This is a genomic window from Helicobacter valdiviensis (assembly GCF_003245365.1).
Lineage (GTDB): Bacteria > Campylobacterota > Campylobacteria > Campylobacterales > Helicobacteraceae > Helicobacter_D > Helicobacter_D valdiviensis.
On sequence record NZ_NBIU01000001.1, the window covers coordinates 14,356 to 40,685 of the forward strand.

General features: G+C 30.9%; 23 protein-coding genes. 14 read left to right on the forward strand and 9 right to left on the reverse strand.

All coding sequences use genetic code 11. The annotated features are described in order from the left end of the window. Positions 1–51 precede the first annotated feature (51 nt). Positions 52–1,476, reverse strand: a complete 1,425-nt coding sequence (locus B6S12_RS00065; protein WP_111228778.1) for an acetyl-CoA carboxylase subunit A — start codon at positions 1,474–1,476, stop codon at positions 52–54. A 146-nt stretch (positions 1,477–1,622) separates the two neighbouring features. On the opposite strand from B6S12_RS00065, the gene B6S12_RS00070 reads away from it, so the two are divergent. Continuing rightward, a complete protein-coding gene (locus tag B6S12_RS00070; RefSeq protein WP_111228779.1) occupies positions 1,623–2,402 on the forward strand; it encodes an undecaprenyl-diphosphate phosphatase in 780 nt (259 codons plus the stop codon). Position 2,403: 1 nt separating this feature from the next. Here B6S12_RS00070 and dxr read toward each other — a convergent pair whose 3' ends face one another. Genes dxr through B6S12_RS00085 form a run of 3 tightly spaced genes read right to left on the reverse strand, consistent with a single transcriptional unit; the run spans position 2,404 to position 4,860 of the window. Then, on the reverse strand, positions 2,404–3,516 hold the full coding sequence (dxr, locus tag B6S12_RS00075; protein ID WP_111228780.1) for a 1-deoxy-D-xylulose-5-phosphate reductoisomerase: 1,113 nt from the start codon (positions 3,514–3,516) through the stop codon (positions 2,404–2,406). Beyond that, positions 3,516–4,307: a phosphatidate cytidylyltransferase gene (locus B6S12_RS00080; RefSeq protein ID WP_111228781.1), complete on the reverse strand. Its 792-nt coding sequence runs from the start codon at positions 4,305–4,307 to the stop codon at positions 3,516–3,518. The genes dxr and B6S12_RS00080 overlap by 1 nt, the downstream gene beginning before the upstream one ends. A 46-nt stretch (positions 4,308–4,353) precedes the next feature. Then, positions 4,354–4,860: a metal-dependent hydrolase gene (locus B6S12_RS00085; RefSeq protein ID WP_111228782.1), complete on the reverse strand. Its 507-nt coding sequence runs from the start codon at positions 4,858–4,860 to the stop codon at positions 4,354–4,356. 111 nt (positions 4,861–4,971) lie between these two features. On the opposite strand from B6S12_RS00085, the gene B6S12_RS00090 reads away from it, so the two are divergent. Continuing rightward, complete coding sequence (locus tag B6S12_RS00090) at positions 4,972–5,865, forward strand: DMT family transporter (RefSeq protein WP_111228918.1); 894 nt, start codon at positions 4,972–4,974, stop codon at positions 5,863–5,865. A 99-nt stretch (positions 5,866–5,964) separates the two neighbouring features. On the opposite strand, the gene B6S12_RS11620 is transcribed toward B6S12_RS00090, so the two are convergent. The 4 genes from B6S12_RS11620 to zupT all read right to left on the reverse strand — a co-directional run bounded on the left by B6S12_RS11620 (position 5,965) and on the right by zupT (position 10,192). After that, positions 5,965–6,093 carry a hypothetical protein gene (locus tag B6S12_RS11620; RefSeq protein ID WP_281267870.1) on the reverse strand — a complete coding sequence of 43 codons (129 nt, stop codon included), beginning with the start codon at positions 6,091–6,093 and terminating at the stop codon, positions 5,965–5,967. Positions 6,094–6,525: 432 nt separating this feature from the next. After that, a complete protein-coding gene (gene corA / locus B6S12_RS00095) occupies positions 6,526–7,482 on the reverse strand; it encodes a magnesium/cobalt transporter CorA (protein WP_111228783.1) in 957 nt (318 codons plus the stop codon). Positions 7,483–7,561: 79 nt separating this feature from the next. Further along, positions 7,562–8,770, reverse strand: a complete 1,209-nt coding sequence (locus B6S12_RS00100) for a phosphoglycerate kinase (protein WP_111228784.1) — start codon at positions 8,768–8,770, stop codon at positions 7,562–7,564. Positions 8,771–9,316: 546 nt separating this feature from the next. Further along, positions 9,317–10,192: a zinc transporter ZupT gene (gene zupT, locus B6S12_RS00105; protein ID WP_111228785.1), complete on the reverse strand. Its 876-nt coding sequence runs from the start codon at positions 10,190–10,192 to the stop codon at positions 9,317–9,319. A 162-nt stretch (positions 10,193–10,354) separates the two neighbouring features. Here zupT and B6S12_RS00110 point away from each other — a divergent pair, with 162 nt between their 5' ends. Beyond that, positions 10,355–10,582: a flagellar basal body rod C-terminal domain-containing protein gene (locus B6S12_RS00110; protein ID WP_111228786.1), complete on the forward strand. Its 228-nt coding sequence runs from the start codon at positions 10,355–10,357 to the stop codon at positions 10,580–10,582. A 203-nt stretch (positions 10,583–10,785) separates the two neighbouring features. Beyond that, positions 10,786–11,805 carry a cytochrome-c peroxidase gene (locus tag B6S12_RS00115; RefSeq protein ID WP_425454647.1) on the forward strand — a complete coding sequence of 340 codons (1,020 nt, stop codon included), beginning with the start codon at positions 10,786–10,788 and terminating at the stop codon, positions 11,803–11,805. Positions 11,806–12,793: 988 nt separating this feature from the next. On the opposite strand, the gene B6S12_RS00120 is transcribed toward B6S12_RS00115, so the two are convergent. Beyond that, complete coding sequence (locus B6S12_RS00120) at positions 12,794–13,090, reverse strand: phBC6A51 family helix-turn-helix protein (protein WP_484083245.1); 297 nt, start codon at positions 13,088–13,090, stop codon at positions 12,794–12,796. Positions 13,091–13,197: 107 nt separating this feature from the next. Between B6S12_RS00120 and B6S12_RS00125 the strand changes: the two genes are divergently transcribed. From B6S12_RS00125 to B6S12_RS00170, 10 genes are all read left to right on the forward strand, one after another. Continuing rightward, positions 13,198–15,414, forward strand: coding sequence for a capsular polysaccharide export protein, LipB/KpsS family (locus B6S12_RS00125; protein ID WP_146239337.1), 2,217 nt, complete (start codon positions 13,198–13,200; stop codon positions 15,412–15,414). Positions 15,415–15,424: 10 nt separating this feature from the next. After that, the gene (locus B6S12_RS00130; protein ID WP_111228790.1) at positions 15,425–15,985 is read left to right on the forward strand and encodes a glycosyltransferase; all 561 of its coding nucleotides are present in this window, start codon (positions 15,425–15,427) and stop codon (positions 15,983–15,985) included. 65 nt (positions 15,986–16,050) lie between these two features. Beyond that, complete coding sequence (locus tag B6S12_RS00135) at positions 16,051–16,758, forward strand: hypothetical protein (protein ID WP_111228791.1); 708 nt, start codon at positions 16,051–16,053, stop codon at positions 16,756–16,758. A 111-nt stretch (positions 16,759–16,869) separates the two neighbouring features. Next, complete coding sequence (locus B6S12_RS00140) at positions 16,870–18,723, forward strand: menaquinone biosynthesis decarboxylase (RefSeq protein WP_111228792.1); 1,854 nt, start codon at positions 16,870–16,872, stop codon at positions 18,721–18,723. Positions 18,724–18,803: 80 nt separating this feature from the next. Then, positions 18,804–19,355 (forward strand): hypothetical protein, encoded by a 552-nt coding sequence (locus B6S12_RS00145; RefSeq protein WP_111228793.1) that lies wholly within the window; start codon positions 18,804–18,806, stop codon positions 19,353–19,355. Further along, entirely contained in the window at positions 19,348–20,169 is an 822-nt protein-coding gene (locus B6S12_RS00150) for a CvfB family protein (RefSeq protein WP_245892431.1), read from the forward strand. Before B6S12_RS00145 ends, B6S12_RS00150 begins: the two co-directional genes overlap by 8 nt. A 182-nt stretch (positions 20,170–20,351) precedes the next feature. Beyond that, the gene (locus tag B6S12_RS00155) at positions 20,352–21,566 is read left to right on the forward strand and encodes a tetratricopeptide repeat protein (protein ID WP_181450906.1); all 1,215 of its coding nucleotides are present in this window, start codon (positions 20,352–20,354) and stop codon (positions 21,564–21,566) included. A gap of 131 nt (positions 21,567–21,697) precedes the next feature. Further along, positions 21,698–22,789, forward strand: coding sequence for a polysaccharide deacetylase family protein (locus tag B6S12_RS00160; RefSeq protein ID WP_111228795.1), 1,092 nt, complete (start codon positions 21,698–21,700; stop codon positions 22,787–22,789). An 804-nt stretch (positions 22,790–23,593) separates the two neighbouring features. Next, positions 23,594–24,298, forward strand: coding sequence for a response regulator transcription factor (locus B6S12_RS00165; RefSeq protein WP_111228796.1), 705 nt, complete (start codon positions 23,594–23,596; stop codon positions 24,296–24,298). 96 nt (positions 24,299–24,394) lie between these two features. Continuing rightward, positions 24,395–26,329: a transglycosylase domain-containing protein gene (locus B6S12_RS00170; RefSeq protein ID WP_111228797.1), complete on the forward strand. Its 1,935-nt coding sequence runs from the start codon at positions 24,395–24,397 to the stop codon at positions 26,327–26,329. Position 26,330: the final 1 nt, after the last annotated feature.

Genomic DNA, 26,330 nt, shown 5'->3' on the forward strand with positions numbered 1-26,330 from the left:
AAATAAAACGAGACAAGATTATGCCAAAATTTTACTTAAAACTATCTAATTTTAGTCTTCTTCAAAATGTTTCACTAAAGCAACGGCAATAGCAGCCACAATTTCACTTTCATCTTTTGTGATTTCTGGCATAAGCTCTTCTAGTTTATTTTCCAAATAAGAAGTGTCAAAATTCCCTTTTCTAAAGTCTTTGTCATTGCAAATATTGATTAAAAACGGAATAGTGGTTTTAATGCCTCTTATTTTAAATTCATTTAATGCACGATAGAGTTTATTGACTGCTAAATCATAGCTAGTTGCTTTTACAATCACTTTAGCAATCATAGAATCATAAAAAGGCGGAATAGTGAAATTTTTATACATATAGCTATCCACACGCACAAAAGGACCAAGAGGTGGATAATAAGTGCTAATTGTTCCAGGAGTTGGGACAAAATCATTATGCACATCTTCAGCATTGATTCTAGCTTCAATAGCAAAGCCTTGTGCTTGAATATCGTTTTGGCTTAAATCTAGAATTTCTCCATTAGCAATGCGGATTTGTCTGCCAATTAAATCAAAGCCAGTAATCTCTTCTGTGATGCCGTGTTCTACCTGTATTCTTGTGTTCATTTCCATAAAATAAAAATTATTATAATCATCTACTAAAAATTCAACAGTTCCAGCATTGGTATAATTTGCAGCCTTAGCAGCAGCCACTGCAACTACTCCCATTCTGCGACGCAAATCTGTGCTCATCGTAGGGGAGGGTGCAATTTCTATAAGTTTTTGATGGCGTCTTTGGATAGAGCAATCTCTTTCTAGTAAATGGATTGTATTTCCATAATTATCTGCTAAAATTTGGAATTCTATATGGCGAGGATTTTGGATATATTTTTCCATAAAAACATCATCGTCTTTAAAGAAAGTCAATGCTTCTCTTTTACAAGCTTCAAAGGAGCTTTGCAAATCTTCTTCTTTAAAAACAACGCGAATCCCTCTACCTCCGCCACCACTACTGGCTTTTAAAATTACAGGATAGCCTATTTTTTGTGCAATTTTTTTAATCTCATAAAGACTTAGCGAGTTTAGTGGTTCAGTTCCTGGAACTACTGGGATACCATTTGCTATCATTAAATTTCTTGCTGCATTTTTATCTCCCATCTTAGCAATAACTTCGTGGCTTGGGCCAATGAAGATAAGTCCTGCTTCTTCTACTTTTTTAGCAAATGTAGCATTCTCGCTTAAAAAGCCATAGCCTGGGTGGATTGCTTCTGATTCTGTTGCTTTGGCTGCTTGGATAATCAAATCTGCATCCAAATAGCCTTTAATAGGATCTTCGCTAATGGCATAAGTATGTGTTGCCATTTTAACATGTAAGCTATCTCTATCAGCTCTTGAGTAAATAGCAACCGATTCAATTTTTAAATCATTACAAGCACGGATAATACGCACAGCAATTTCACCACGATTTGCAATTAAAATTCTTTTAAACATATAAGACTCCATATAATACTTAAGACTTATTTTATACTTTAAAATTTAATTTTTGGGTTAGTTATCTAAAGATTGTCTAGAAATATGATAAAATCTAGCATTTTTTACACATTTATTATTGAAAATATAAAGTAATAAGGAAAACTATGGATTTTATTTCTGCTATTATTTTGGGAATTGTAGAGGGACTTACAGAGTTTTTGCCTATTTCTTCAACAGGGCATTTGATACTTACTTCATCACTTTTAGGCATTAAACAAGATGATTTTTTAAAAAGTTTTGAAGTAATTATCCAGCTTGGTTCAATTTTGGCGGTGCTTTTTGTATTTTGGAGAAAGTTGTTTCAAAATAGTCTTTCTTTATGGATTAAGCTTGGGGTAGGGTTTTTGCCTGCTGGAGTTTTAGGATTTTTATTCCATTCGTTGATTACAAGGATTTTTGAGGAAGTTATTACAATAGCAATTATGCTAGTTTTGGGTGGAATTGTATTTATTTTGGTGGAAAAATTTTACAAAGAAAAAGAGCATCATATTAGAGAAGTAGAAGAAATTAGTTATAAACAGGCTTTAATGGTAGGGTTTTTTCAGGCTTTGGCAATGATACCTGGGACTTCAAGAAGTGGGGCAACAATTATTGGTGGCTTGCTACTTGGTTGTTCTAGAAAAGTTGCTGTAGAATTTTCTTTTCTATTGGCAGTGCCTACAATGATTGCAGCAAGCGGTTATACAGCCTATAAAAATTATGCAGTATTTAATATGGATAATCTTTTGATTTTGGGTGTGGGCTTTATAGTGGCATTTTTTAGCGCACTTTTGGCTATCAAATTCTTTTTAGGTTTTATTTCAAGATTTAATTTTGTTCCTTTTGGGATTTATCGTATTATTTTGGGTGGAATTATCTTCTTATTTTATTTTGGAATTTTTTAGATTAAAGTAAGCTAGAGCTAAAAGCTCTCACTTCTTTATCTAGCAATAAAAGTTCTTCAAGTGAGCTAAAATTAGAATTTTCAAATCTTTCTAAGGATTGAAAAACTATCTTGCTGATTTCTCCAAAAAGAATTTTATCTTCTAAAAAAGCTGCTACTGCTATTTCATTGCTAGCATTTAAAATAGCACCATATTGTGGATTTTCTAAAAGGGTATTTTTAAGTTCCCATAAAGGGTATCTTTGTGTGTTGATTTCTTCTAGTTTATAGTTAGAATTTGTGATTGTAAGGGGTGGAATAAGTGGAGATTGTAAGTTTTCTAGGAAATTTTGCTCTAGTCCTAAAGAGAGTGCATAGGCTATAGGGAGTTGCATATTGGCATTTGCAAAGTGTGCGACTAAGCTTCCATCATGAAACTCTACAAGTGCATGGATATGAGAGTTTCTTTCAATAAAAGCATGAATGTTTTTGCTTTTAAACAGCCAAAAAGCCTCCAAAATCTCAAAAAGCTTATTTACCATACTTGCCGAATCGATAGTGATTTTATTTCCCATTTTCCAATTTGGGTGTTTTAGGGCAATTTCTGCTTTTTGGTTAGGAATTTTAGAGATTTCAAAATCTCTAAAAGCACCCCCGCTTGCAGTAATATAAAGATTTTTAAAAGGACAAAATACATTATGGTTTAAAAGATAGCTTAAGCTAAAATGCTCACTATCAATAGGGATGATATTTTGGGTATCTATCAAGCTTCCACCCACTACCAAACTTTCTTTGTTAGCAAGTGCTACTTTTTTATTAAGTTTTAATGCTTTTAGTGTGGGTTCTAGCCCTAAAAATCCTACGAGCGCATTAACTAAAAGTGTGCTTTTACTAGCTTCTATTGCCTCTATTAGTCCGCTCTGCCCAAAAAAGATTTCGCCTTTAAAATCTTTTGTAATTTTTTCTTTATCTTTTTTATCTGCTATGATAATGTTTTGTGGTTTGAAAATGGAAATTTGCTTGTTTAAAAGTTTGATATTATAGCCAACACCTAATGTCTCTATGGGGAGTTGGAATCTTTTTGCGATTTCTAGGGTGTTAATTCCAATAGAACCGCTAGCTCCTAGTAATATCATTAAAAGTTACCTTTAAAAATTTCTAACAAAATATACATTAAAGTTCCTCCAAAGAAGTATCCATCAAGTCTATCTAAGATACCTCCATGTCCTGGGAAGATTTTCCCACTATCCTTGACACCTGCTGTGCGTTTAAGATAACTTTCATAAAGATCTCCAAAAACACTTGCAAGACTGACTAAAATGCTAATAAAAAGAGAATAAGAAAAGCTGCATACTCCAAGCCCACCTAAAGTTCCAAAGATAGTTGCACAACTTATTCCTATTAGCACTCCTTCTTTAGTTTTATTAGGAGAAGTTTTACAAAAAGTGCTGTTTGCAAAAAATTTCCCTCCAAAGAGTTTCCCGCCAAAATATGCTGCACTATCACTAAGAGCTACAACAATAAGCAACCAAATAATGCTATTTATTCCATAGTTTGCATAAAGATAAAAAAGAAAAATAAAAGGCACACAAGGATATAAAAAAGGCATAAAATGCTTGATTTGTCCTTTTTTGGTGTAAGCTTGATAGGAAGCAAGCAAGATAGCTACTAAAAAGATAAGCTCTAAAGGATTTGGGTAAAGATAGACACCTATCCATAAAAACATCATAAGACCTAAAGCCCATAGAGGTGCTTTAAAACCGCAATAAAGTTTATAAGCTTCATAAAAGCCTATTATTAAGGCAATCCCTAAAATCATCCAAATAAGCATTAGATTGTGAAAAACAATCACAAGCAAAATAAAGATTAACATTAAAATAGCGGTATAAAACCGTGTAGGCTCTAAAGTTTTAATTTTCTCTAACATAAAATTTCCCAAAAAAGATTTTAATGCTATTATAAAATAAATAACTTTAGATTAAAATGAGTTTATTAATAAGGATAAAAGCAATGATAGAAAGTAAAGCAATGCTTTTATCTACTATTCCCCCTGTTTTAAAACGCATAAAAAGAGGTAGGATATAAAAATTCTTTTGGCTAAAAGGGAGAAGAATAGGCACTCCACTTGGCGTCATCATATCTCCTAGAAGATGTAAAAATATTCCAAGAGTAATCCCTATCATTAAAGTCTCAAAATTTGGAATTAAAAAAGTTAAAGCAAAGAATAAAGAAACAAAAAAGAAGCTATGTGTAAGTCCTCTATGTCCAGTAAGTATTTTTAGAATATGAGAGATAAAAAATGTCTTTTTACCAAGAAGAGAATTAGGCTCGTCAATATCAGGTAAAATTGCACCAAAGCTTACGCCTATATAAAACTGCCAAAGAAGTATTGAATCTAGAGGAGCATAAAAATGATTATAGGCTAAAGCAGAGAGTGAAGAGAGACTAAGACTAAAGGCTATATGGGTTTTTCCAAGCATGATTTTCCTAAAAATTTTAAAAAATTTAAGGGAGAATTATACTTTATTTTTGGAAGTTTTAATAACCTAGTTTGTATAATGATATTTACTTTGTTTTTGGGAATGTATAGAATGCAAAAGGCAGTTATTTTTTCTATTTTAATGGTTGTAGCAATGATATTTTGGGGAAGTTCATGGCCAGCTGGAAAGGTTTTAACCCAATATACTAGTGCAGATATTATTACTTTTTGGCGTTTTTTCTTTGCCTTTTTTGCTTCGCTTCCGCTGATAGTTTTTCTAAAAATCTCTTTGAGAATTGATACAAATGCACTTAAATTTCTATTTTTGGCAGCTATTTGCAATGCGCTCTATTCTATTATTTATTTTATGGGATTGCGTTATGGAAGTGCAGGTAAGGGAGGAGTTCTTGTTACTACGCTAACTCCAGTGTTTGCATATTTGTTGATGTATTGTTTTAAACGCATAAGACAAGAAAAAGCCAAAATTAAAAAGAATGAGATTTTAGGGATTATTTTAGGTATAGTTTCAGGATTTTGTTTGCTTAATTTAGGGAGTTTGGAAGAGCTATTTGGTAAGTTTAATATTATTTTTATTTTTTGTGCATTTGATTGGGCACTTTTAACAATTATTTGCCAAAGAATCCGCATCCATCCTTTAGCAATTAATTTTTATATTACACTTTTAAGTTTGATAATGTATGCGCCACTTTTTTTGTTTAAAGGTGAAGAAATGGTGCAAATTTTTAGTTTTTCTTATGAGTTTTGGACAATGCTTTTTGTGGTCTCGGTGCTTTCTACTGCAATTGGGACAAGTATTTATTACATGGGGATTGCTGCAGTGGGTGCGACTAAGGCTAGCACTTTCCCTCTTTTAGTGCCTGCTACAGCATTAATTAGTAGCTATGTGATTTTAGGAGAGATACCTAGCGTTTTGACCCTTTTTGGAGGAAGTTTAGCGATTTTTGCAACCTATCTTATTAATATCTATAAACCAAAAAACAATTAATCTTTATTATAAAATATAGCAAAAGATGTGAGTAAAATTTTAAAATGTCGCATTTTGCGACTTTTTATCTTTTTATATCTTGATCTTAAATATTTTATTTTAAAAGTTTGGATGAAAATCTTTATTGTATTGTCTTTTATTATTAAAATAATGTAAGTATTTTTGAATATATTTTCCTAAAAGATTGCTTTTTAGTTTAAAGCTTTGTAAAATATAGATAGTTTTCATTTTCTAAAATCTTGTATTTATCACTCACAAACTTATGGTTTTTAACATCTATTGTATAAGCTAGTTTAGATAACCTCTCTTTAAACATTTTAATACCTAATAATTTTTTTGATTATTTTTATAAATTACCCATTACAAACTATTAATAGCTCTTTTATAGAAATATTTTAAAAGTGAAATTGATAATAAGTTTTCTTTGAATTTTTTATTTTATGAAAGGTTATTATTTAGAATGCAACAACCAAAAAAGTAAAAATGTTAAAGTTCTCTATGCGACTTTCTGCAAGGAGACTTTAAAATTTTTAGAGTAGAGTTTATAGCGTCTAAATATTGTATTAGCTAATCTTAGTATAAGCATTAATAGGAATTTTGCTAAAAATTTCTAAGATGGTTGGTAATTGCTTTTTAAAACTTCTCTTGTAAAAGATGGCATTAAAGCCACTTTTTCTTTTTGAAATAAATAACAGGAAAGATGGTAGAAGCAATCATTACAGCAAGTGCTACTGGATAGGAATAAGTCCATTCAAGTTCTGGCATATGGGTGAAGTTCATACCATAAATTGTTGCAATAAGAGTTGGGGGCATCATAGCTACAGTTACCACTGTAAAAATTTTAATGATTTTGTTTTGTTCTATATTGATTTGGTTGGAAAAAAGCGTTTGGATATTGTCTAAAATCCCCATATTAACATTAGTAAATTCTACAAGAGAATTAATATCTTTTAATACAATGCCTAAATCTTTTCTTACATCCTCATCGGCTTTTCTGGTTCGGATAAGAGCAGCAATTGCAAGACGCTTATCAAATAGGCTATCACGCAAACTAAGATGCATTTCTTGCAAAGTGGAGAGCTTTTCTAAGATTTCATCTCCTAATTGCTTCTCGCCCACAACCATACGACGCAAAAGGCGTGTTTCTCTAGCAATGCTTTCTAGCATATCTGCATCTTTTTCTACGCGTAGTTCAAAGATTTTGCTGATTAAATCAAAGCCATCTTCAAAGTTTTTTGGACTTGCTAAAACGCGTTGCTGTATCTCATCAAATACGCGGAATTCACTATATCTTACTGTAAATAAAATTCCTTGTGCCACTAGAAATGTAACAGTTTCATTGTGGAGTAGATTTTGTTCATTGGGGCGTGTTAGAAAGTAGGTATTTATCGTAACTGTTTCACTATCTTCCCAATAGCGTGCAGATTCTTCAATCTCTTCCCTTTCTTCTTTGGTAGGGATTTCAAGCATGTAGGTTTTAGAAATATAGGCAATTTCTTCTAAACTTGGATGTAAAAGATCAATCCATAAAATATCTATATTGGACGCTATGGCTTCAATAGAGAGAACACTCTCTCGCACTACTAATCCATTGCGTTTAATAAAAAAATTCATCATTTAAGCCTCCTAGCTTTGGAGGCTAAAGCCTCCTTTAAAATGTATTTTGGGGTGGTTCTCCCATAAATTATCCTTAAAATTAATCTCTTTTATCTAAAACTTCAAAAGCTGGTAAAACAATACCTTCTAATAGCTCTAGACTTGCTCCACCACCTGTTGAAGTAAAACTCATACTGTCTTTATTGCCTGCTCTATCTACAGCATCCGCTGTATCTCCACCACCTATAACACTATAAGCATAGGTATCAGCAATAGCATGGGAAATGCTAAAGGTTCCGCGTGAGAATTTTTGCACTTCATAAACGCCAAGTGGTCCATTCCAAATAATTGTCTCACTATCTCTAATGACTTCATTAAAAAGCTTTACAGTAGCAGGTCCAATATCTACTGCAGCTAGATTGTCAGGTATATCTTGTGCAGGAGTGATTTTGATAATTTGAGGATTTTTAATATCATCAGTTGCTACCACATCTACGGGTAGATAGATTTTTACACCTTTTTCTTTAGCGGATCTTAAAATATTTCTAGCTTCTTCTAATAAATCTTCTTCAATGAGAGATTTTTTGGTATCGTAGCCGACAGCTTTTAAAAAAGTATTGCTCATTGCCCCACCAATGATGATTTTATCTACAACATCTAAAATGGAATTTAACAGTGTAAGTTTAGAGGAAACCTTAGAACCTCCTACAATCAAAAGCAAAGGGCGAAGAGGGTTAGATAAAGCAATGGCAAAAGAGTCAATTTCTTTTTTAAGAAGAAGTCCAGAAACTTTTTGTTTGGCAAATTGAGCAACACCATAGGTAGAAGAATGCTTTCTATGAGAGGTTCCAAATGCGTCATTTACAAACACATCACAAAGAGAAGCTAGTTTTTGAGAGAGAGCAGAATCGTTTTTCTCTTCGCCCTCATAAAAGCGGATATTTTCTAATAAAATCACACTGCCATCTATAAGTGTATTTAATACAACTTGTGCGTTCTCTAGGCTATCTACAAAAACAACATCTTTGGATAAAAGGCGTTCTAGTCTTTTTAGAATATGCTTTAAAGAAAAAGCATCACTTTTGCCTTTTGGGCGTCCTAGATGGCTTACAAGAATGATGGATTTTGCACCATTATCAATACAGTAATTAATCGTAGGGATAGCCTCTCTAATCCTTGTATCATCGCTAATGTTTAGCTCATCATCCATAGGGACATTAAAATCAACACGGATAAGAATTCTTTTATCTTTGATGTCAATTTCCCTAATGTTTTTTACATTTTGCATGATTTGTATATTTTTACTCATTTTTTACCTTGCTTTTTATGAAATTTATTCTAAAAATTCTAACTTAAAATGGCTTAATTATCAATATTAACAAAGATTTTTAGAAATAAAATAAAAATAAAATTATTTAAGTAAAATACAAATTTAAGTCTTCTAGCTATTTGCAATTATGGAGTTGTGAAAAGCTATTTTTGTGCAATATGTTTAAAATCTTGGTTATTATGGATATGAGCCTTATTACACAAATTTAAAGCGGTATTTAGACTTACTAAAAGCGGATTTTATAAAGCTTTGCCCTTTTAATGTGAAACTTGATGTGTTTTTTTGTTAATATAGCTTTGCAATCTATATAATTTTAAGGAATGGTTGTAATTTTTCGTTTTTAAAAGTTTAATAATTCTTTATATTATTTGGGTTTATTTCTTGGATAAAATCTTTTATGTATCAAAGGTGTAATTTTAGAAGTATATAGCTAAATCTTATTTTGTTTAATGCTTTATAATAAAGAGTGGTTTTTATACTCCTAAAAATTACTAATTTACTCAAAAATTAACCTTTGAATTTTATTTAAGGATTTAATAAAATAAGACTAATAGCCATAACCCCCATTCCTAAAACCAAACCATAAAGACTATCATGTGCTTTATCATAAGTGCGAGCTGATGGTAAAAGTTCATCAAAGGAGATAAAAACCATAATTCCTGCCACTACTGCAAAAGTAATAGCAAGAGTTAATTCGCTCACAAAAGGTAGTATCAAAAAAGCCCCTACAAATGCACCAATAGGTTCTGCAACTCCTGAAAGTGCAGAATAGATAAAAGCTTTTTTCTTATCTCCTGTGGCGTGGTAAATAGGAAGCGAAACTGCCATTCCTTCTGGAATATTATGAATAGCAACGGCAACTGCTATGGCAATTCCAAAAGATAGATTATCAAGGCTTGAAATAAAAGTAGCAAAGCCTTCAGGGAAATTATGGATAGCAATTGCAAGAGCTGTAAAAATACCTGTGCGTTTTAAAGCGTGTGTATTGATTTTGGCTAAAGGAACTCCTAGGTGAAAACTAGGAATTTTTTTGGGATTTTTGGGGAGAGGGCAGATTTTAAGTTCTGAATAGTCTTCTTTAGGTTCATGAGGATTGACATCTTCGGGAATTAATTTATCAATAATTGCGCTTAAAATTATTCCACCAAAGAAACATAAAAGTGCTAGAATTTCTCCAAAATTTGAATGATAATATTTTCTAAAATCTAAAAAAGCAGAAGGTAAAATCTCCATAAAAGAAATATAAATCATAACTCCTGCAGAAAACCCAAGCCCAAAAGAAAGAATTCTTAAATTATCTTTTTTAGAAAAGAAAGCGATTATGGAGCCAATGGCAGTGCTAAATCCTGCTAGAAGTGTTAAAGTCATTGCATAAAAAATTTGTGTCCAAGTAAAATCCATAAAATAAAAACCTTTATTAAAAGATAAAAATTATTAAATGATAGCACAATTTTTTAAATGAATGATTAAAAAGGCTACAAACTATTAAATATAATTAAATTTTTAGGATAATTTTAGCATATCATTATATAATACCCTTATATTTAAATAGGGAGTTAGTTTATGGAAATTTCAAGCAATTATAATTATGGAAATGCCTTTAATAACGCACAAAATGGAATGCAAACTAATATGCAAAATCTCCAAAGTGGTATGGTAGAAACTTCTAATACTGATTTAGCGCAAAGTAGTGTAGAGACAATCACAGCACAAAATGGTGTGGAGGCAAATGCAAAGGTTACACAAAGCCAAGATTCTATGATGCAGAGTTTATTAGATATAATGGCTTAAAATGTAAAATAAGGGCTAAAAGTATTAAATTTTAGCTCTAAAAAGCTTGCTAAAACTTAGAATAATAAAAACTATTATTAATAAGTAAAAATTATATTTTATTAAAATATAAGTCAATAAGGGCTAAACTTCTTTCCTGTCGTCTCTTTTTAGCGTTAGAGCGACATAATTTTTAAGGAGGCTTTATGAAAATTAGCTCTTTATTGTCAGTTTCGTCTATTTTGTTGGCTTCGACATTAAGCTTAAATGCAGCTAGCTCTCTAGTGCAAGAAGCAAAAAATGCAGGCTTAGCTCCACTTCCAAAAAATCAAAAAGAAGTAGAAAAAATTTTAAAAGATATGGGTGTTAAATTTAGTCCTTTTACAGAGGAAAAAGCAGAACTTGGAAAACAACTTTATTTTGAACCAAGACTTTCAAAAAGTGGATTGATTTCCTGTAATACCTGTCATAATTTAGGACTTGGCGGTGCAGATGGTATTTCTGCAGCAGTAGGACATAAATGGACAGCAAACCCTCACCATTTAAATTCTCCTACAGTATATAACTCTGTGTTAAATGCTACACAATTTTGGGATGGTAGGGCAGGTAGCTTAGCAGATCAAGCTAAAGGTCCAATTGAGGCAGAACCAGAAATGGCAACTCCTGCAAAATTAGCGGTAGAAAAAATTGCTTCTTTGCCAGAATATGTAGAGGATTTCAAAAAAGTATATGGTAGAAGTGGTGTAACTTTTGATAATATTGCTGATGCGATTGCTACATTTGAGCGAACTTTACTTACTCCATCAAGATTTGATAAATTTATGGAGGGAGATGAAAATGCACTCTCTAAAGCAGAAAAAGAGGGGCTAAAATTATTTATGGATAAGGGCTGTACTGCATGCCATAGTGGTGTAAATCTTGGTGGGACAATGCAAGCTTTCCAAGTAGCAGGGCAATATAAATTTGCAAATTTAGGGGACTTTAAAGGTGATGCAAATGGTATGGTAAAAACTCCTACTTTGCGTAATGTAACTGAAACTGCTCCATATTTCCATAATGGTGCATTTTGGAGCTTAACAGATGCAATTAAAGAGATGGGAAGTATCCAACTTGGAATTAGCATTTCTGATAAGGAAGCAAAATCTATTGCTACTTTCTTAGAATCTTTACAAGGAACAAAACCACAAGTAGTGTATCCACAACTTCCAGCTTCTACAGAGAAAACTCCTAAGCCAGAACTTTAAAAATTACCACCTTTTGGGTGGTGGTTTAAATAAAAATTTCATATTTATAAAAGATAACTTAGATTAAACAAATATTAATAATAAAGTAGAAATTCATAAATTAAAGCCTTATAGTAAAAATAAGGGTGTATAACTCTCTTAGAATTTTAGTAAGGGGATATAAAAAGCAAAAAACAATTCTTTTAAGAGTTTTTGGCAAAATCCTATAGTGCAATTAAGCATAGAAAAAGCACTATTCTAATTTTTGCAAACAAGCACAAAAAACAAAAATATCTGTTTTGTTTCAAATAAATGTTTGCAAGCTGTGTAAAGCCCTTTTAAATGCGATATTGGGAGCTATAATCTAATCTAAAATATAAAAGCATTTTAAAGATAGTTGCATTGTTGTTTGGAATAATCTTGCTAAAAGTTTTTTCAATCACTTTTTTAAAAGCTTATTGATTGTATTAAATATCGTATGCAATTATCTAGGGTTTTAAATTTTAAAAAGAGTTGTATGCAAAACTTAAATATTTTTAGATAGTTTTTATTAAATTGTTTGAACTTTTCTAAAATATTTTTTGAATAAAAACCAAAATCACGCTTGCTTTCTTTAAAAATTTTATCTTATCTTTTTAAAGAAAGGTTGCAGATATAAAATGATAGCTTTTTGTATAGCTATATAAGGCTTGTTGTCATAGTATTTCCATATATATATGATAGGTTTGCCTAAAATTAGTGGAGCAATAAAATTACTAGTCTTGTAATAATTTCTTTTTTGTTTTTACTGTGCTTAAGCATAGATACCTTATAGAAATAAATTGTTAGCGTCTTTGCTTTTTTGTTAAAAAATATGTCTTTAAGCGGTAAATTTATGTAAGTGCATTTATTGTGGTTGGTAATAGAAACTCTATGAATTTATTGTTTTTATAATGTATTTAAGTAGTTTGTATTTTAAGGTTGGTTGATAATATTGTGCTAAAAAGAGCAGATTGAAGATGGATAAAAACTAATTAAGATAGCGTTTGGAATGTGGCTTTTGCAAAATCTCTTCATAGAGTTGTTCTAGTTCTTTTGTATAATTTTTTTGGGCTTCAAGAAGTGCTTTAAATCTAAATCCAAGCATTACAATTTCATAGAGTTCGGGTTTATTTTTCTTCCAGTTATAAAGAGTTTTGGTATCAATTTTTAAAATCCCTGCTATATCTCTTTGCGAGAGTTTTTGTGGATTGTTTTTTAACAAAATTGCTTCTCCTTTATGGAAATTTTTGTAAAGTGTATTATTTTTGATAATAAAAATAAACAAAGGAATAATTGCAAAATATATGAAAATAACAAGAAAATATTACTTTGTTTTTTAAAAAGCAAATTTCAAATAGCATTCCTCGCTTATTTAAATTTTGTGAGGTTTTTATGGCTTTATTATCAATTATTATTCCATTTGGGACAAGCAAGGAACGCCCTTATATATTAGATAGAGTGATGCAAAAGGCTAGAGAATTTGCAAGCTATCAAGTAGAAGATGAAGTGGAATTTATCTTTGTAGAAGGGTATTCAAGCTTAGAGCATTCGCAAATCCCCCTTATAATCGCAGAATGCGGACATCAGTATTATAAAGACACAGAGCAAAGTAAATATTCTATAGGGGCTTGTAGAAATTTGGGGGCAATTTGTGCAAAAACTCCTGTGATTATGCCTTTAGATGTGGATTGTTATTTATCAGAGAAGAATCTTAAAAAATTATTAGAGTTTATAAAGCTTAAGCAGATTGCTAAAAATCCTAATGCATTCTTAGTTTTTCCTTGTGTGTATTTAACAGAGCAAGGAACAAATATTATAGAAAATATGGGATTGGAGGATATAGATTCTTTAATTCTTTTTGAATTAAGCAAGGGAAAATCTAATTTAATTAAATTTTATACACCTGCTTCTAGTTCTTTAGTAATGCATAGACATAAATTTTTAGAGCTTGGTGGGAATGATTTTGGTTTTGTAGGGCATGGATATGAAGATTTTGAGTTTATGAGCAGAGTTTTTAAATTTTGTGCAGAATTTGAGAGAATGCCAAGAGAGTTGAGTTATGATGCTAGAAACTGGGCTTTTAATGATTTTAGGGGATTTAGAGCTTGGTTTTCTGTTGTGGGTGCTGAAATGCAGGCTTTAGGGATGTATTTGGTGCATTTTTGGCATATTGAGCCTAATCAAAATGGATATTCAGATAATAGAGAATTGAATCATCAAAGGTTTTATAAAAGATTGAAAGAGATTAAAGAAATTAGTGAGGGGCCTGAGTATTTAAATAGCCTAGAAGCACTAGGTAAAAAGGTGCTTTTACTTGATGGATACAATTCTCCAGTTATTAGATGCGTAAGAGGTGTTGGGGTTTATCTTGGGGATTTTATTTGTAAAAGAGAGTATGAATTTTATGAAAATGAGGTATTTAATGAAGCTAAATTTTTAAAATTTGTAAAAGATTTTGAAATTTCTTCAATTGTGTTTCCTAATCCTTATGGTAATGAGCAAAGAAGAGAAATTTATAATTTTGTAAGAGAGAGAAAACTGCCCTTTATCTGCTTTGAGAGAGGAGCATTGCCACATTCTTGGTTTTTTGATAGAAATGGGTGCAATTATGATTCAAGCTCTTATGAAGAAAAGTTTTGGAATAAGCCTTTAGATAAACAAAAAGAGGAGGAAATAAAAGAATACATTGCAACCCTTTTAGAAGGTAATGAGAGCTTAGAAGCACAAGGGGATAGGCAAAATGCAATAGAGATAAAAAGAAAATATGGCATAAAACATAAAAGAATTATTTTTGTTCCTCTGCAAATGCATACAGATACGGTGATTAAGTATTTTACTAAAGAGCCTTTTAGTTTTTTTGGTTTTTTAGAAATTTTAGATGAAATTGCAGGAGAATTGAAAATTGATGATATTGTATTTTTGTGCAAAAAGCATCCTTTAATGCTTGAACTAGATAAGAAAAAATATCCTAATTTAATTTTTGTGGCAGATAATCTTAATTTTATAGATTTACTTTTGGTAAGTTCTATGGTTGTATTAATAAACTCTGGAGTAGGTGTGTATGCGATGATGGCAAATAAGCCTTGTGTGATTTGTGGGGGTGCATTTTATGCAATTAATGGAGTTAATAGAGTAGTGATGAGCAAAGAAGAACTAAAAAGAAGCATTATAGAAATTGTGGAAGGGAGATTTGAGGTAGATTATGAGAAGGTTTTAAGGTTTATTGCATATTTGTATTATGAATTTTATAGCTATGGAAAAAGCACAAAAGAATTGCTAAAAGATGAGAAAAATAATCGCATAATCCATAGAACCCAACAAATAGATTTTTATAAGATTAGAATAAATGGAGTAAGTTATCTAGAAGCACAAAGTGTGGAAAAATATACTTATAGACTAGAGGGAATGGCATATAAAAATTATCTTTATGAGATTAAAAATATAAAAAATAATCCCAAAATTGTAGAAAAAAATAAAGAAAAGTTTTATATCAAATTATCACATACAAAGTTTTATAGATTGTTTAGAAAGCTAGTTACAAGACCTAAGGATTTTGTAATGGATTCTAAAAATCCATTGATGAAGCCTATTAAAAAGATGGTTGGCTAGGAGAGTGGAGATGAAAAAGGTTGCAGTATTTTTATCAAGCAATGAAAACTATGCTTTTGCTTTAGCAAATGTAATTATTGGATTAAAAAGATATGATGAAGATTTGATAGACAAAATTATTATCTACCATGATATTTTAGAAAACACACAAGAAAAGATTTCAAAAATTTGGCATGGCAAAATTAGCTTTATAGAATATACCCATGAAGATTTTTTGAAAGACTTAGGAGGAGATGTGGGGAAAATCCCACTATCTTCTAGGTTTGGAGAACGATTTGTTTATGCTAAATTTCATATTTTTAGGCTTTTAGAAGAATATGAAAATGTAATTTGGCTAGATTGCGATGTGCTAGTGTGTGGAAATATTTCTGATTTTTTATGTGAAAATGTGGATTTTAAATGCGATTGTGGTGGGAGAGTTGATGGCATACAAAAATATTTGGAAATTAGAGGAATAACCCAAAATAATCAAAAAGTATTTAAGCCGGTTGGTGGAGTGTTTTGTATAGGTAAAAACACATTAAAAAATAAAAAGGGAGAACAATTAACCAAAGAATGCTATAAGATATAAAAGAGCTTTATGAATATGGGGTTTTACAATATGTAGCTACAAGTGATGAAATACCTTTTGGAGTTTTGGCACATCTTTATAGATTTAATGTAGAGAATGTTAAAGGAAATTATAATACTTTGCCATCACATTCTTTTAAAAGCAAAATTATACATGCAATGGGTAAAAATAAATTTTGGGAATCTCCTTTTGCATTTAGTGCTTTTTATGAGTGGAATATTAACCATAAAATTTGGGTAGATTTGCTAGGTGGTGATAGTAAGAATGTGCCTAATTTAAGAGAGACAAATTTTGGTAGAATAGATACTCCAAGCAGTTTGCATAATTTTTTAATCCATTATCATTTGTTTTGTCCTCTTTTGCCTATTATGCAAGAATATATTAATCAAAATTTATTTTTTGGACTTTATTTGAAACTTCCTATTAAAGATAGATATTTAGACATTTATTCAAAGAAAATCACAAAAGATATTTTTTATAGATTTGCACTAAACCTTGATAGTGGAAAGCCAGAGAGTGCTTCAAAATGTGAAGTGCAAATTGTATGCAAAGAAAAAGAATATTTAAAAGAATTTCAAAAAAATTTTTTGGAATCTTTAAATCAAGAAAACTATATTCTTAAAAATAACAAAAATGCTAAAGGTGATGAGATAGTTTTGTATTTTACAAAAAATATGGCTTTAGATTATAAAGAGGTAGCTTATCAAATGGATAAGTTAATTAAATTAACTTTTAAAAAGCTAAAGAAAAATAAGAGATTTTTTGTTTTTTAAAATAAAAAGAGGATTTTCTCTCTTTTGTAAGCTTAGTATGAAGTTAAATCTAAAATATGGTATTATGCGGAAAAATTTCCATACAAATGGATTTTAGGAGAAATCTTTAAGATGAGAAAAGCAATTGATTTATTAAAAATGCATAATGAAATAAAAATCATCTCCACCCCTTTAGATATTGAGCTTGAAATACCACATTTAGCTTATTTGGAAGTAAAAAAACAAGAAAGCAAGGCATTGCTTTTTACAAATCCTATTAGCAAAAGATTGGGTAAAAGTTATGAAACACCAGTTTTAATGAATTTGTTTGGGAATTTTAAACGCGTTGAACTTCTAATAGGAGATACACAAAACATTGCTAAAGAAATTGGCTATTTTTTAAAAATGAAACCCCCTAAAGGCGTTGGTGAATTTTTGAGATTTTTGCCTAAAATTGCACAGCTTAGATTTTTAGCACCGCGTGTGCAAAAAGATATTAATTTAGCACAAGAAGTTGTGTATGAGGGAGTAAATGTAGATTTATTGAATTTGCCTATTCTTAAGACTTGGGAAGAAGATGGGGGAGCATTTATTACCATGGGGCAGTGTTATACGCAAAGCCTTAATGGAGAGATAAAAAATCTAGGAATGTATCGTTTGCAAGTTTATGATAGAAATCATCTTGGTTTGCATTGGCAACTCCATAAAGATTCTCTTTCGCTTTTAAAAGAGTATAAAGAAGCCAACCAAAAAATGCCAGTAAGTATTGCAATAGGCGGAGATCCTCTTTATACTTGGTGTGCTACTGCACCTTTGCCAAAGGGGATTTATGAGCTTATGCTTTATGGCTTTATCAAAAAGAAAAGAGCAAAATTAGTAAAGTGTATTAGCAATCCTTTAAATGTTCCTTATGATTGTGATTTTGTGATTGAGGGTTGGGTGGAGCCTAATGAATTAAAAGAAGAAGGAAGATTTGGTGATCATACAGGATTTTATACGCCTATTGAGCCTTATCCACTTATGGAAGTGAGTGCAATTACTAGTAAGAAAAATCCTGTATTTTTAGCCACAGTTGTGGGTAAGCCACCTTTGGAGGATAAATATTTAGGTTATCCAACAGAACGCATTTTCTTGCCACTTTTGCAAACGACAACCCCAAATTTAATAGATTATTATATGCCAGAAAATGGTGTATTCCATAATCTAATCTTAGCAAAGATAAAAAGCGAGTATGAAGGGGAAGCAAAGCAAAGTATGCACGCTTTTTGGGGAGTGGGGCAGATGAGTTTTGTAAAGCATGCACTTTTTGTAGATAAAGATGCTCCTAAATTAGAAAGTGCCACAATTATCCCTTATATGCTAAATCGCTTTAGCACAAAAGAATGTGTGATTAGTGAGGGGATTTGTGATGTGCTAGATCATTCCTCACCTAATTATGCTTATGGTGGAAAGCTAGGTATAGATTTAACAAAAGAGCTAAAAGAAGCCAAAAAAATGGTGCTTTTAAAAGATGAAATACTAAAAGATAAACTTTCTAAAGTATTTCCAAATTTAAGTGTTTTAAGGCAAATTTATAAGGACACTTTAAATCCTATTGTATTGCTTGGTGTTAGAAAACAAGTGAGTATGCAAGAGATTTTTTCTAAAAAAGAGTTAGAAGAGCTTTTGGAGCATTTAAGAATTGTGGTTGTGCTAGATGAAGAGAGTAATGATTTGGATAATCTTTATATGGTGCTTTGGAGGGTTGTTAATAATATAGACGCTAAAAGAGATGTAAAGATTTTAGATGACACGATTTTTATAGATGCGACTAATAAGAGCAAAATAGATGGACATACAAGAGAATGGCCAAAAGAAACAGATTGCACAAGAGCGATTTTAGATGGGTTAAGAGCTAAAGGGCTTTTGGAAGATTTTAGTGATGAAGAGCTAGAAGAGTTTTATAGAAAGTTTCATATTGATAAGTCTTATGCTACTAAAACTTGACAAAAACTTGACAAAATGCAGATTTTATTTTGACAAATTTTTGGCAGAATTTCTAAAAATAAAATTTATAGAGGTGAAAAATGGAAGCACAAACTCTAAGTAGAAAGGCTTGGATTAAAAATCTTGGTGGCTACATTGCTCAAAAAAGAGAAGAGGGATTAAGTGAGAGTGCCATTAAAAAGCATATTAAAGAAGAATTTAGAAAAAGAACAAAAACAGGCGAAAGTATTGCATTTTTACTAGCTTCAATTTTGCTTTTTGTGCTTGTGGGATTTGGAATACATTTTAGTAGCGTGATGTTGATGTGGGAAGCAGATATTCATGCAGTAAATTTAGGATTTTCTCCTACCTATTCTTTGCTTTTAATGTTGCTTTGTGGAGTGTTGATTTTAATCATAGTTGTATCTTATGCGAAGTTTTTTGTAGATTGGTTTAAATACCATAAAAGCTTAGATGAAAGCCTAGATGAGAGTTTTTATTTGAGATTGTTTAGAATTATAGCTTTATTAGGGCTTATAGCATTTGTGGTTATAATGGTAGTAGTGATAATGGCAAGTATGCAAATTGCTAGAGAATATGGCGTAGATTTTAGTGATGTTTTAATAAGAGCAGTGGGAGAGATTTTTGATTGATGTAGGTAGAATTTGTAATCTAGAGATTGTTAAAATTGTAAAAATTGGAGCTTATTTGCAAAAAGGAGATAAGGAAATCTTACTTCCTTTAAAATATCTACCAAAAGAAGCAAAAGAAGGGCAAAATATTGAAGTTTTTCTTTATACAGACTCAGAGGATAGGTTAATTGCAACGACTCTAAAGCCTTATGCTTTGCGTGGGGAAATCGCACTTTTAAGAGTGGTGGATAAGAATAATTGGGGTTGTTTTTTAGATCTTGGTATTGCAAAAGACTTATTTATGCCTACAAAGCAAAATTATCCACTTGGCAGTAATGTGGCTGTGTTAATTAGCACAGATAAAGAGGGGAGACTCATTGCTAAAAATGATATAAAGCCTTATTTAAAGGATTTAAAGAGGAGTAATCTTAAAGTTTTTAGTGAAGTGGAAATTATTCCTTTTAGGGTAACAAATCTTGGCTATGAATGTGTAATTAATGGAGAGTTTTTAGGGCTTGTATATAAAAATGAAGTGTTTAGTAAGGATTTTTTAAACAAAAAATATAAGGCGTATATCAAAAGAATTTATCCAAATGGTAAATGTGATTTAAGCTTAAAGCCTCCTATGCAAAAATCAGATACTAACAAAGAAGCTTGCAAAGTTTTAGAAATATTAAAAGAAAAAGGAGGAGAAATGAAGTTTAATTATGATAGTTCTCCACAAAGCATTTTAGAAACTTTTTCTTTAAGTAAAAAGGCTTTTAAAAGGGCTTTAAGTGAGCTTATTAAAAACAATCAAATTCTTTTGGAAAATGGGATTATTAAAATTAAGTAGTTTGGATTAGGAGGATAGGGGTTGTTAATTTTGGTTTCAAAACAAAATAAAAAGCCCTATTAAAATGAGGATAAATTAGTATTTTTTAGAAAATAAAAATAAGAAATAATTTTAAAAGAGAATTAAATACTTTAAGAAAATTTCCACTAAAATTAAGCTTTATTTTAATTTTGGAGTGAATGATGAGAAAAGTATTTTTTGCACTTCTTTTTTGGGTTGGTTTAGCACAGGCTGAAATTAGTGTAAGTGTGCTAGATGCGACGATAAAAAATAAAAGCCTAAGCGGCGTGGAGCTAACCTTTCAAAAAGATGGCGAATCTTCAAGTAAGGCTTTCACAGATAGCAAAGGAAGCGTGAGTATCCCTACGCCTTTTGGCAAAGATGATTCTAGTGTTACAATGATCTTAAAAAAAGAAGGCTATGCAAGTATGGCAGTAAAATGCCCATGTGATGGCTTTGTGTATGCGATGAGCCCAAATCTCAAATCGCTAGATTCTATGCGTGTGGTATTGCAATGGGATAATGAGCCACTAGATATGGATTTACACGCATATTTTAAAGATAGCCATATTTATTTTCAAAATAAAGAGGGTATAGATACAAATTTAGATGTAGATGATACAAATGGCTATGGTCCTGAAACTATCACAATAAACAAACGCCATAATGGAGAAAAATACATTTTCTTTGTGCATAATTTTAGCTCATGGGCTAGGGAAGTTGGCAATAAAGAGGGCAAATACACGCTTCCACTTACAAAGCTAAGAAATGTTAAAGTGCATGTATATGTAGGCTCTTCGCTTATCCGCACCTATGCTATGCCACCAATTCCACAAGATTTGCAAGATGCGAGAATTTGGGTGCCATTTTATGTTGATGAAGAGGGTAAAATCATTGATAAAAATATTATCATAGATGATAAAAATGCGCGTGCAGGCAGTGATTTTGGAAGCGATTTAGAAAAAGTTATTGCTAAAAACTTTAATCTCACCTATACACAAGCTATAAGCACAGATGATAAAAAACAAGCTAAAATTTTGGATAATTTAGGTGTGGAAGCCTATAAAAATAAAGATTATGAAAGTGCAATCTATCATCTAAAAGATTCTATAACTCTTAATCCAAATGATGCACAAGTGTATTCTAATCTAGGTTTAGTGTATCAAAAAGCTGGAAATTTAGCTGAAGCAAACTGGGCAAATAGAAAGGCAATCGAACTAGCAAGTGGCAATAATGCCAACACCATTAAAGCAAGCTCATACTATAATATCGCGCGAATCTATGAAGAAAAGGGCGAGTATCAAAATGCACTTGATAACTACAAAAAAGCCCAAAACTATAAAGCAAACGCGGTTTATACTAATGCTATTAAAAGAATGGAAGAAAAGCTAAGATAAAATTAAAGCCTTTTTGGGCTTTAAAAATCTAAAAAAATTGTGATTTTTGTTTTTAAAACAATATTTTAGTCTTTAATGGAATATTTTAAAAATATAAACTTTGTTTTAAAAATTAAAATAAGGAGCTTTTAATGCCAAAGATAAAAAATAGCGTTTTTTGTATGATTTTTGTATTGTGTTTTGCTTTAAGCGGTGGATTGATGGCAGCTACAAAAAATCCAGCTAAAAGTGATAGAAGTCTTTATCCTTATGTAATTAATTCTAAAGAAAGTTTTGATTTTGCTTCAAAATTAGAAAATTTAGCATTTTTAGAAGTCTTAGATAAAGCAAATAAAAATTTAGATTCTTATGTGAGTGTAAAAAATCCCAATAAAAAATCTATGGAGAAATATTTGGCATATATTACTAATATTGTTTTAAAGAATACTCAAAAATTACAATGCGTAAAATATGAGAATAATTTTTTACCTTGTTTTAAAACAGATAAGGAAGCTTTGGAGTATTTTCAAAATAATCTTCCAAGTGAGTTAAGGGCATGGCATGAAAATGCACTGCAATTTTATGAAAATTATTTAAAGGAGCAATTACGCTTAAGTGCGCTTTTCCCAAGAATTACAAGTGAAATTTTAACTCTAAATGATAATGAAATACGCGGAGATGAGAGTAAAGACTTTTTAAAAGAGGGAGAATTTAAACTTACTTTTGATGATGGACCTACGAAAAAAGGGGGCAATACAGATAGACTTTTGAAGCTTTTAGGAGATTTGCAAGTCCCTGCGAGTTTTTTTATTTTAGAGGAGAGCAAAAAGAAGCGTGGGGGGATAGAAAAAGAGCTTTATAGAGGATTTATTTTGGGCTATCATGGAGAGGTGCATAAACCTCACACTAAAAAAGAGATTTGGCAAAATGCACCCAAAATGGCAAAAGAACTTTCAGAATTTAATGGCAACTCTTGCGTATTTCGCCCACCTTATGGGCAAAGGAGTGAAGAATTTTCACAAGCTTTGAAAAATGAGGGGTGTAAATTGGTGTTATGGAACATTGATTCACAAGATTGGATGAAAGAAATGAGTGCAAAAGAAGTGTATGATAGGGTATTAAGCCTTTCTTTGCTTTATCGTAAAGGAATTATTCTTTTTCATGATATTCACCCAAAATCTTATGAGATTTTACCACAACTTATAAAAACGCTTCAGAGCGGTGGAGCTAGTTTTGTGGAATAAAATAGTTAAATATTGTATCTGTAAATTTTAAAAGTTTTGGTTAATAATAGAGAGTTGTGATAAAGAATTGATAAAGATAAAATAAAAATATATTTTTACTGCAAAAAGTTTTTATTCTTTATGATGGACTTTTAGGGGGAGAGTGCTGTCTTTTAAGGGATTGCAAAAGAAATAATAAAGAGTTTGCTAGATAAAAAATCATAATGAAAACTAAGAGCAACCAAATAAAAATTGTAATATTATTGCATTTTATATTTTTTTATATTGCATTGCAATAAAATTTATTTTATTTTTTAATAAAATAAACTTAGATAAAATTAATCTTTTTTGCATAATAAAGAATAAAATTGATAACTGTAGGTTTTTAAGAATTGTTTTTTAAAAATGAAAGTATAGCCTTATAACTTTATAAAAGAATTATATTTTTAATATAAAAGTGTAGAATTTACACATAGAATTTATAATAAAAGTATTAAGGTAAAAATATGTAATCTTGTTTCAAAAATAAAATTTTGAAAATATTTTTTTAAAGAAATTTTTGGAGACTACACCTAGCAAAACTTAGCTATTACAGAGTATTGTAAAGATTATAAAATTTTAGTTAAATATATGTAATTTTAATCATAAATTAGTGATTTAATATAAAATATAAAATTACTTTTATTAATATAATTTAACAAAAAATCTATTACTTTATAATTATTTAATTATAGATAAGCGAAAATACGAAAATAAATTTTAGAATTTCAATTCTAAAAGATTAAGACATTATAAAAATTTATATTATTTCTTAAGGAAGAAGGAATGCTACAAGAACTATTAGAGCCACTAGGCAATTTAACTGTATTGATTGTGGAAGATGATCCTTTAGCATTAGAGCTTTTGGAGACACCTTTAGCAAGAAGATGTCATAAAGTATATACTTGCAAAAAAGGGGATCAAGGGCTAAAAATATTTAAAAAAAATCCCATTGATGTAGTAATTAGTGATATTAGCCTAGAAGGCAAGATGGATGGTATTGAGATGGTGCAAGCGATTAGGAAAATATCCCCTAATGTGCCTGTTATCTTTATGACAGCATATAGTGATGAAGATAAACTTACAAAGATAGTAGAGTTAAACAGTGCAGCTTTTATTAAAAAACCTATTGATTTAGAAGAGCTTTTTGTTGTGCTTTTAAATATTAATCGTCAGTTGCATAAAGATACTACAACTAATTTAGGCAAGGGAATTTTTTATCGCAGAAAGGATAAAGTAATTTTAAAGGGTTATGCTATTTTTGAATTAACAGATCGCGAGATAAGCATTTTAGAACTTTTATTAAAGCGTGAGGGAGAAGCAATTCCTTATGAGGATTTCCAAGCACATGTGTGGAAAGAGGGTAAAATGACTATGGATTCTTTAAGAATGCATATTAATAGTTTAAGACGCAAAACTTATTATGATATGATTAAAAATCATTCAAGAATAGGCTATAAACTCCACATTGCTCCAGAGCATAAAAAATAAGCTTATTTTCAAAGCTTTTGTCTCTTTAAAGAGACTTTATGCTACAATTCAAACTTTTAAAAACCAAAAACCTAAACAAAATTATCTAGGAAAACGATGAGATTTTTTTTAAAAATACTATTTATGCTATGTGTTGTAGGTGCGATTGTAGGCATTATTTTTGTAGGTATGCTTTATAGTGAAATAGCAAGTGATACAGATGAAATAGTGCATTATAAGCCTAAAGTTGCTACACAGGTTTTTGACAGAAAGGGCAGGTTAGTTGCAAATTTATTTGATGAAGAGTTCCGTTTTTATGCAAAATATGATGAGATACCTCCAAGATTGATTGAAGCACTTTTGGCAATTGAAGATACTTTGTATTTTGAGCATCCTGGTGTGAATTTAGATGCGATTATGCGGGCAATGTTAAAAAATCTAAAAAGTGGGCGTTATGCAGAGGGGGGAAGCACAATCACGCAACAACTTATTAAAAATCTCGCACTTACACGCGAAAAGACAATTAAAAGAAAAATTAAAGAAATGCTTTTGGCTTTTAAATTAGAAACTATTTTAAGCAAAGAAGAAATTTTAGAAAAATATTTAAACCATACTTATTTTGGACATGGGTTTTATGGGATAAAAACTGCTTCTGTAGGTTATTTTAGAAAAGATATGCAAGAGCTTAGTTTAAAAGAAATTGCAATGCTTGTTTCATTGCCTAGAGCTCCAAGCTTCTATGATCCGACTAAAAATTATGATTTTTCACTAGGTAGGGCAAATAATGTCTTGCAAAGAATGTTTGAAATAGGCTGGATTAGCAAAGAAGAGCTTGAGAAAGGTTTGCTAGAGCGACCAAAAACCTATGATGATACTCTTACAAAGAATGTAGCCCCTTATGTTGTGGATGAGCTTTTAAGAGTGTTAAAAGATTTAAAAGATGTAAAAAGCGGAGGCTATAAAATCACTTTAAACATTGATTTAGATTATCAAGAGGTAGCACAAGAGGCTTTATATTTTGGTTATGAGCAGATTTTAAGCAGACATACAAAAGATGAGAGTTTAAAAGATAAGCTAAATGGTGCTTTTGTTGTGTTAGAAAATCAAACTGGAAAAATTTTAGCACTTGTTGGGGGGGTAGATTATCAAAAAAGTAATTTTAACCGTGCTACACAAAGTAAAAGACAAATTGGTTCTAGCGTAAAACCTTTTCTTTATCAAACGGCTATTGATTCAGGACTTTCTCCAAATCATAAAATTGCAGATATTGCAAGAACTTATGAATATAGGGTAAATGGCGTAAGAAAAGTATGGCAACCTAAAAATTATGTAAATTCTTTTAGGGGGCTAGTGAGCATGAAAGATGCGCTGACTAAATCCCTAAATCTTGCTACAATTAATCTAGTGGAGGAAGTAGGATTTGATAGGATTTATTCTGATATTTTAAAATATGGTTTTAGTAATGTGCCAAAAGATATGTCTATTAATTTAGGAAGTTTTGGGGCTTCTCCATTGGAAATGGCGAGAAGTTTTACGCTTTTTTCAAATTATGGAAAGATTGTGGAGCCACAACTTATTGCAAGTATTCAAAATTATGAGGGTAAAAGCATAGATTTTGAAACCAAAGAAACACAAATTACAAGTGAAGCACAGAGCTTCTTGCTTGTAGATATGCTAAGAAATGCTGTAAATAGAGGTAGTGGAACGAGAGCGAGAGTAGAAGGGATAGAATTAGCAGGAAAGACAGGAACTACAAATGATAATGTAGATGCTTGGTTTTGTGGTTTTTCTCCTAGTATTGAAGCAATTGTATGGTATGGCAAAGATGATAATACACCTATGGGTTATAGCGAGACAGGTAGTATTGCACCAGCACCTGCTTTTTCTTACTTTTTTGAAAGAATGCTAAAGATAGATCCAGCTTTAAAGCGAGAGTTTTCTATACCTAAAGGAGTACAAAGCAGAAAGATTAATGGGGAGATTGTATATTTTACAGAAAAATCTCCTTTACGCGAAGATATTAAAGAACAAAATGAAAGTATTATGTTTTGAT

Excerpts from the sequence above, each read along its gene's own strand:
- B6S12_RS00065 (WP_111228778.1), bottom strand. The coding sequence starts at position 1,476 with ATGTTTAAAAGAATTTTAATTGCAAATCGTGGTGAAATTGCTGTGCGT.
- B6S12_RS00160 (WP_111228795.1), top strand. The coding sequence starts at position 21,698 with ATGCCAAAGATAAAAAATAGCGTTTTTTGTATGATTTTTGTATTGTGT.
- zupT (WP_111228785.1), bottom strand. The coding sequence starts at position 10,192 with ATGGATTTTACTTGGACACAAATTTTTTATGCAATGACTTTAACACTT.
- B6S12_RS00085 (WP_111228782.1), bottom strand. The coding sequence starts at position 4,860 with ATGCTTGGAAAAACCCATATAGCCTTTAGTCTTAGTCTCTCTTCACTC.
- B6S12_RS11620 (WP_281267870.1), bottom strand. The coding sequence starts at position 6,093 with ATGAAAACTATCTATATTTTACAAAGCTTTAAACTAAAAAGCAATCTT.
- B6S12_RS00080 (WP_111228781.1), bottom strand. The coding sequence starts at position 4,307 with ATGTTAGAGAAAATTAAAACTTTAGAGCCTACACGGTTTTATACCGCT.
- B6S12_RS00070 (WP_111228779.1), top strand. The coding sequence starts at position 1,623 with ATGGATTTTATTTCTGCTATTATTTTGGGAATTGTAGAGGGACTTACA.
- B6S12_RS00140 (WP_111228792.1), top strand. The coding sequence starts at position 16,870 with ATGAGAAAAGCAATTGATTTATTAAAAATGCATAATGAAATAAAAATC.
- B6S12_RS00130 (WP_111228790.1), top strand. The coding sequence starts at position 15,425 with ATGAAAAAGGTTGCAGTATTTTTATCAAGCAATGAAAACTATGCTTTT.
- B6S12_RS00090 (WP_111228918.1), top strand. The coding sequence starts at position 4,972 with ATGCAAAAGGCAGTTATTTTTTCTATTTTAATGGTTGTAGCAATGATA.
- B6S12_RS00125 (WP_146239337.1), top strand. The coding sequence starts at position 13,198 with ATGGCTTTATTATCAATTATTATTCCATTTGGGACAAGCAAGGAACGC.
- B6S12_RS00110 (WP_111228786.1), top strand. The coding sequence starts at position 10,355 with ATGGAAATTTCAAGCAATTATAATTATGGAAATGCCTTTAATAACGCA.
- B6S12_RS00165 (WP_111228796.1), top strand. The coding sequence starts at position 23,594 with ATGCTACAAGAACTATTAGAGCCACTAGGCAATTTAACTGTATTGATT.
- B6S12_RS00170 (WP_111228797.1), top strand. The coding sequence starts at position 24,395 with ATGAGATTTTTTTTAAAAATACTATTTATGCTATGTGTTGTAGGTGCG.
- dxr (WP_111228780.1), bottom strand. The coding sequence starts at position 3,516 with ATGATATTACTAGGAGCTAGCGGTTCTATTGGAATTAACACCCTAGAA.
- B6S12_RS00155 (WP_181450906.1), top strand. The coding sequence starts at position 20,352 with ATGAGAAAAGTATTTTTTGCACTTCTTTTTTGGGTTGGTTTAGCACAG.
- B6S12_RS00100 (WP_111228784.1), bottom strand. The coding sequence starts at position 8,770 with ATGAGTAAAAATATACAAATCATGCAAAATGTAAAAAACATTAGGGAA.
- corA (WP_111228783.1), bottom strand. The coding sequence starts at position 7,482 with ATGATGAATTTTTTTATTAAACGCAATGGATTAGTAGTGCGAGAGAGT.
- B6S12_RS00145 (WP_111228793.1), top strand. The coding sequence starts at position 18,804 with ATGGAAGCACAAACTCTAAGTAGAAAGGCTTGGATTAAAAATCTTGGT.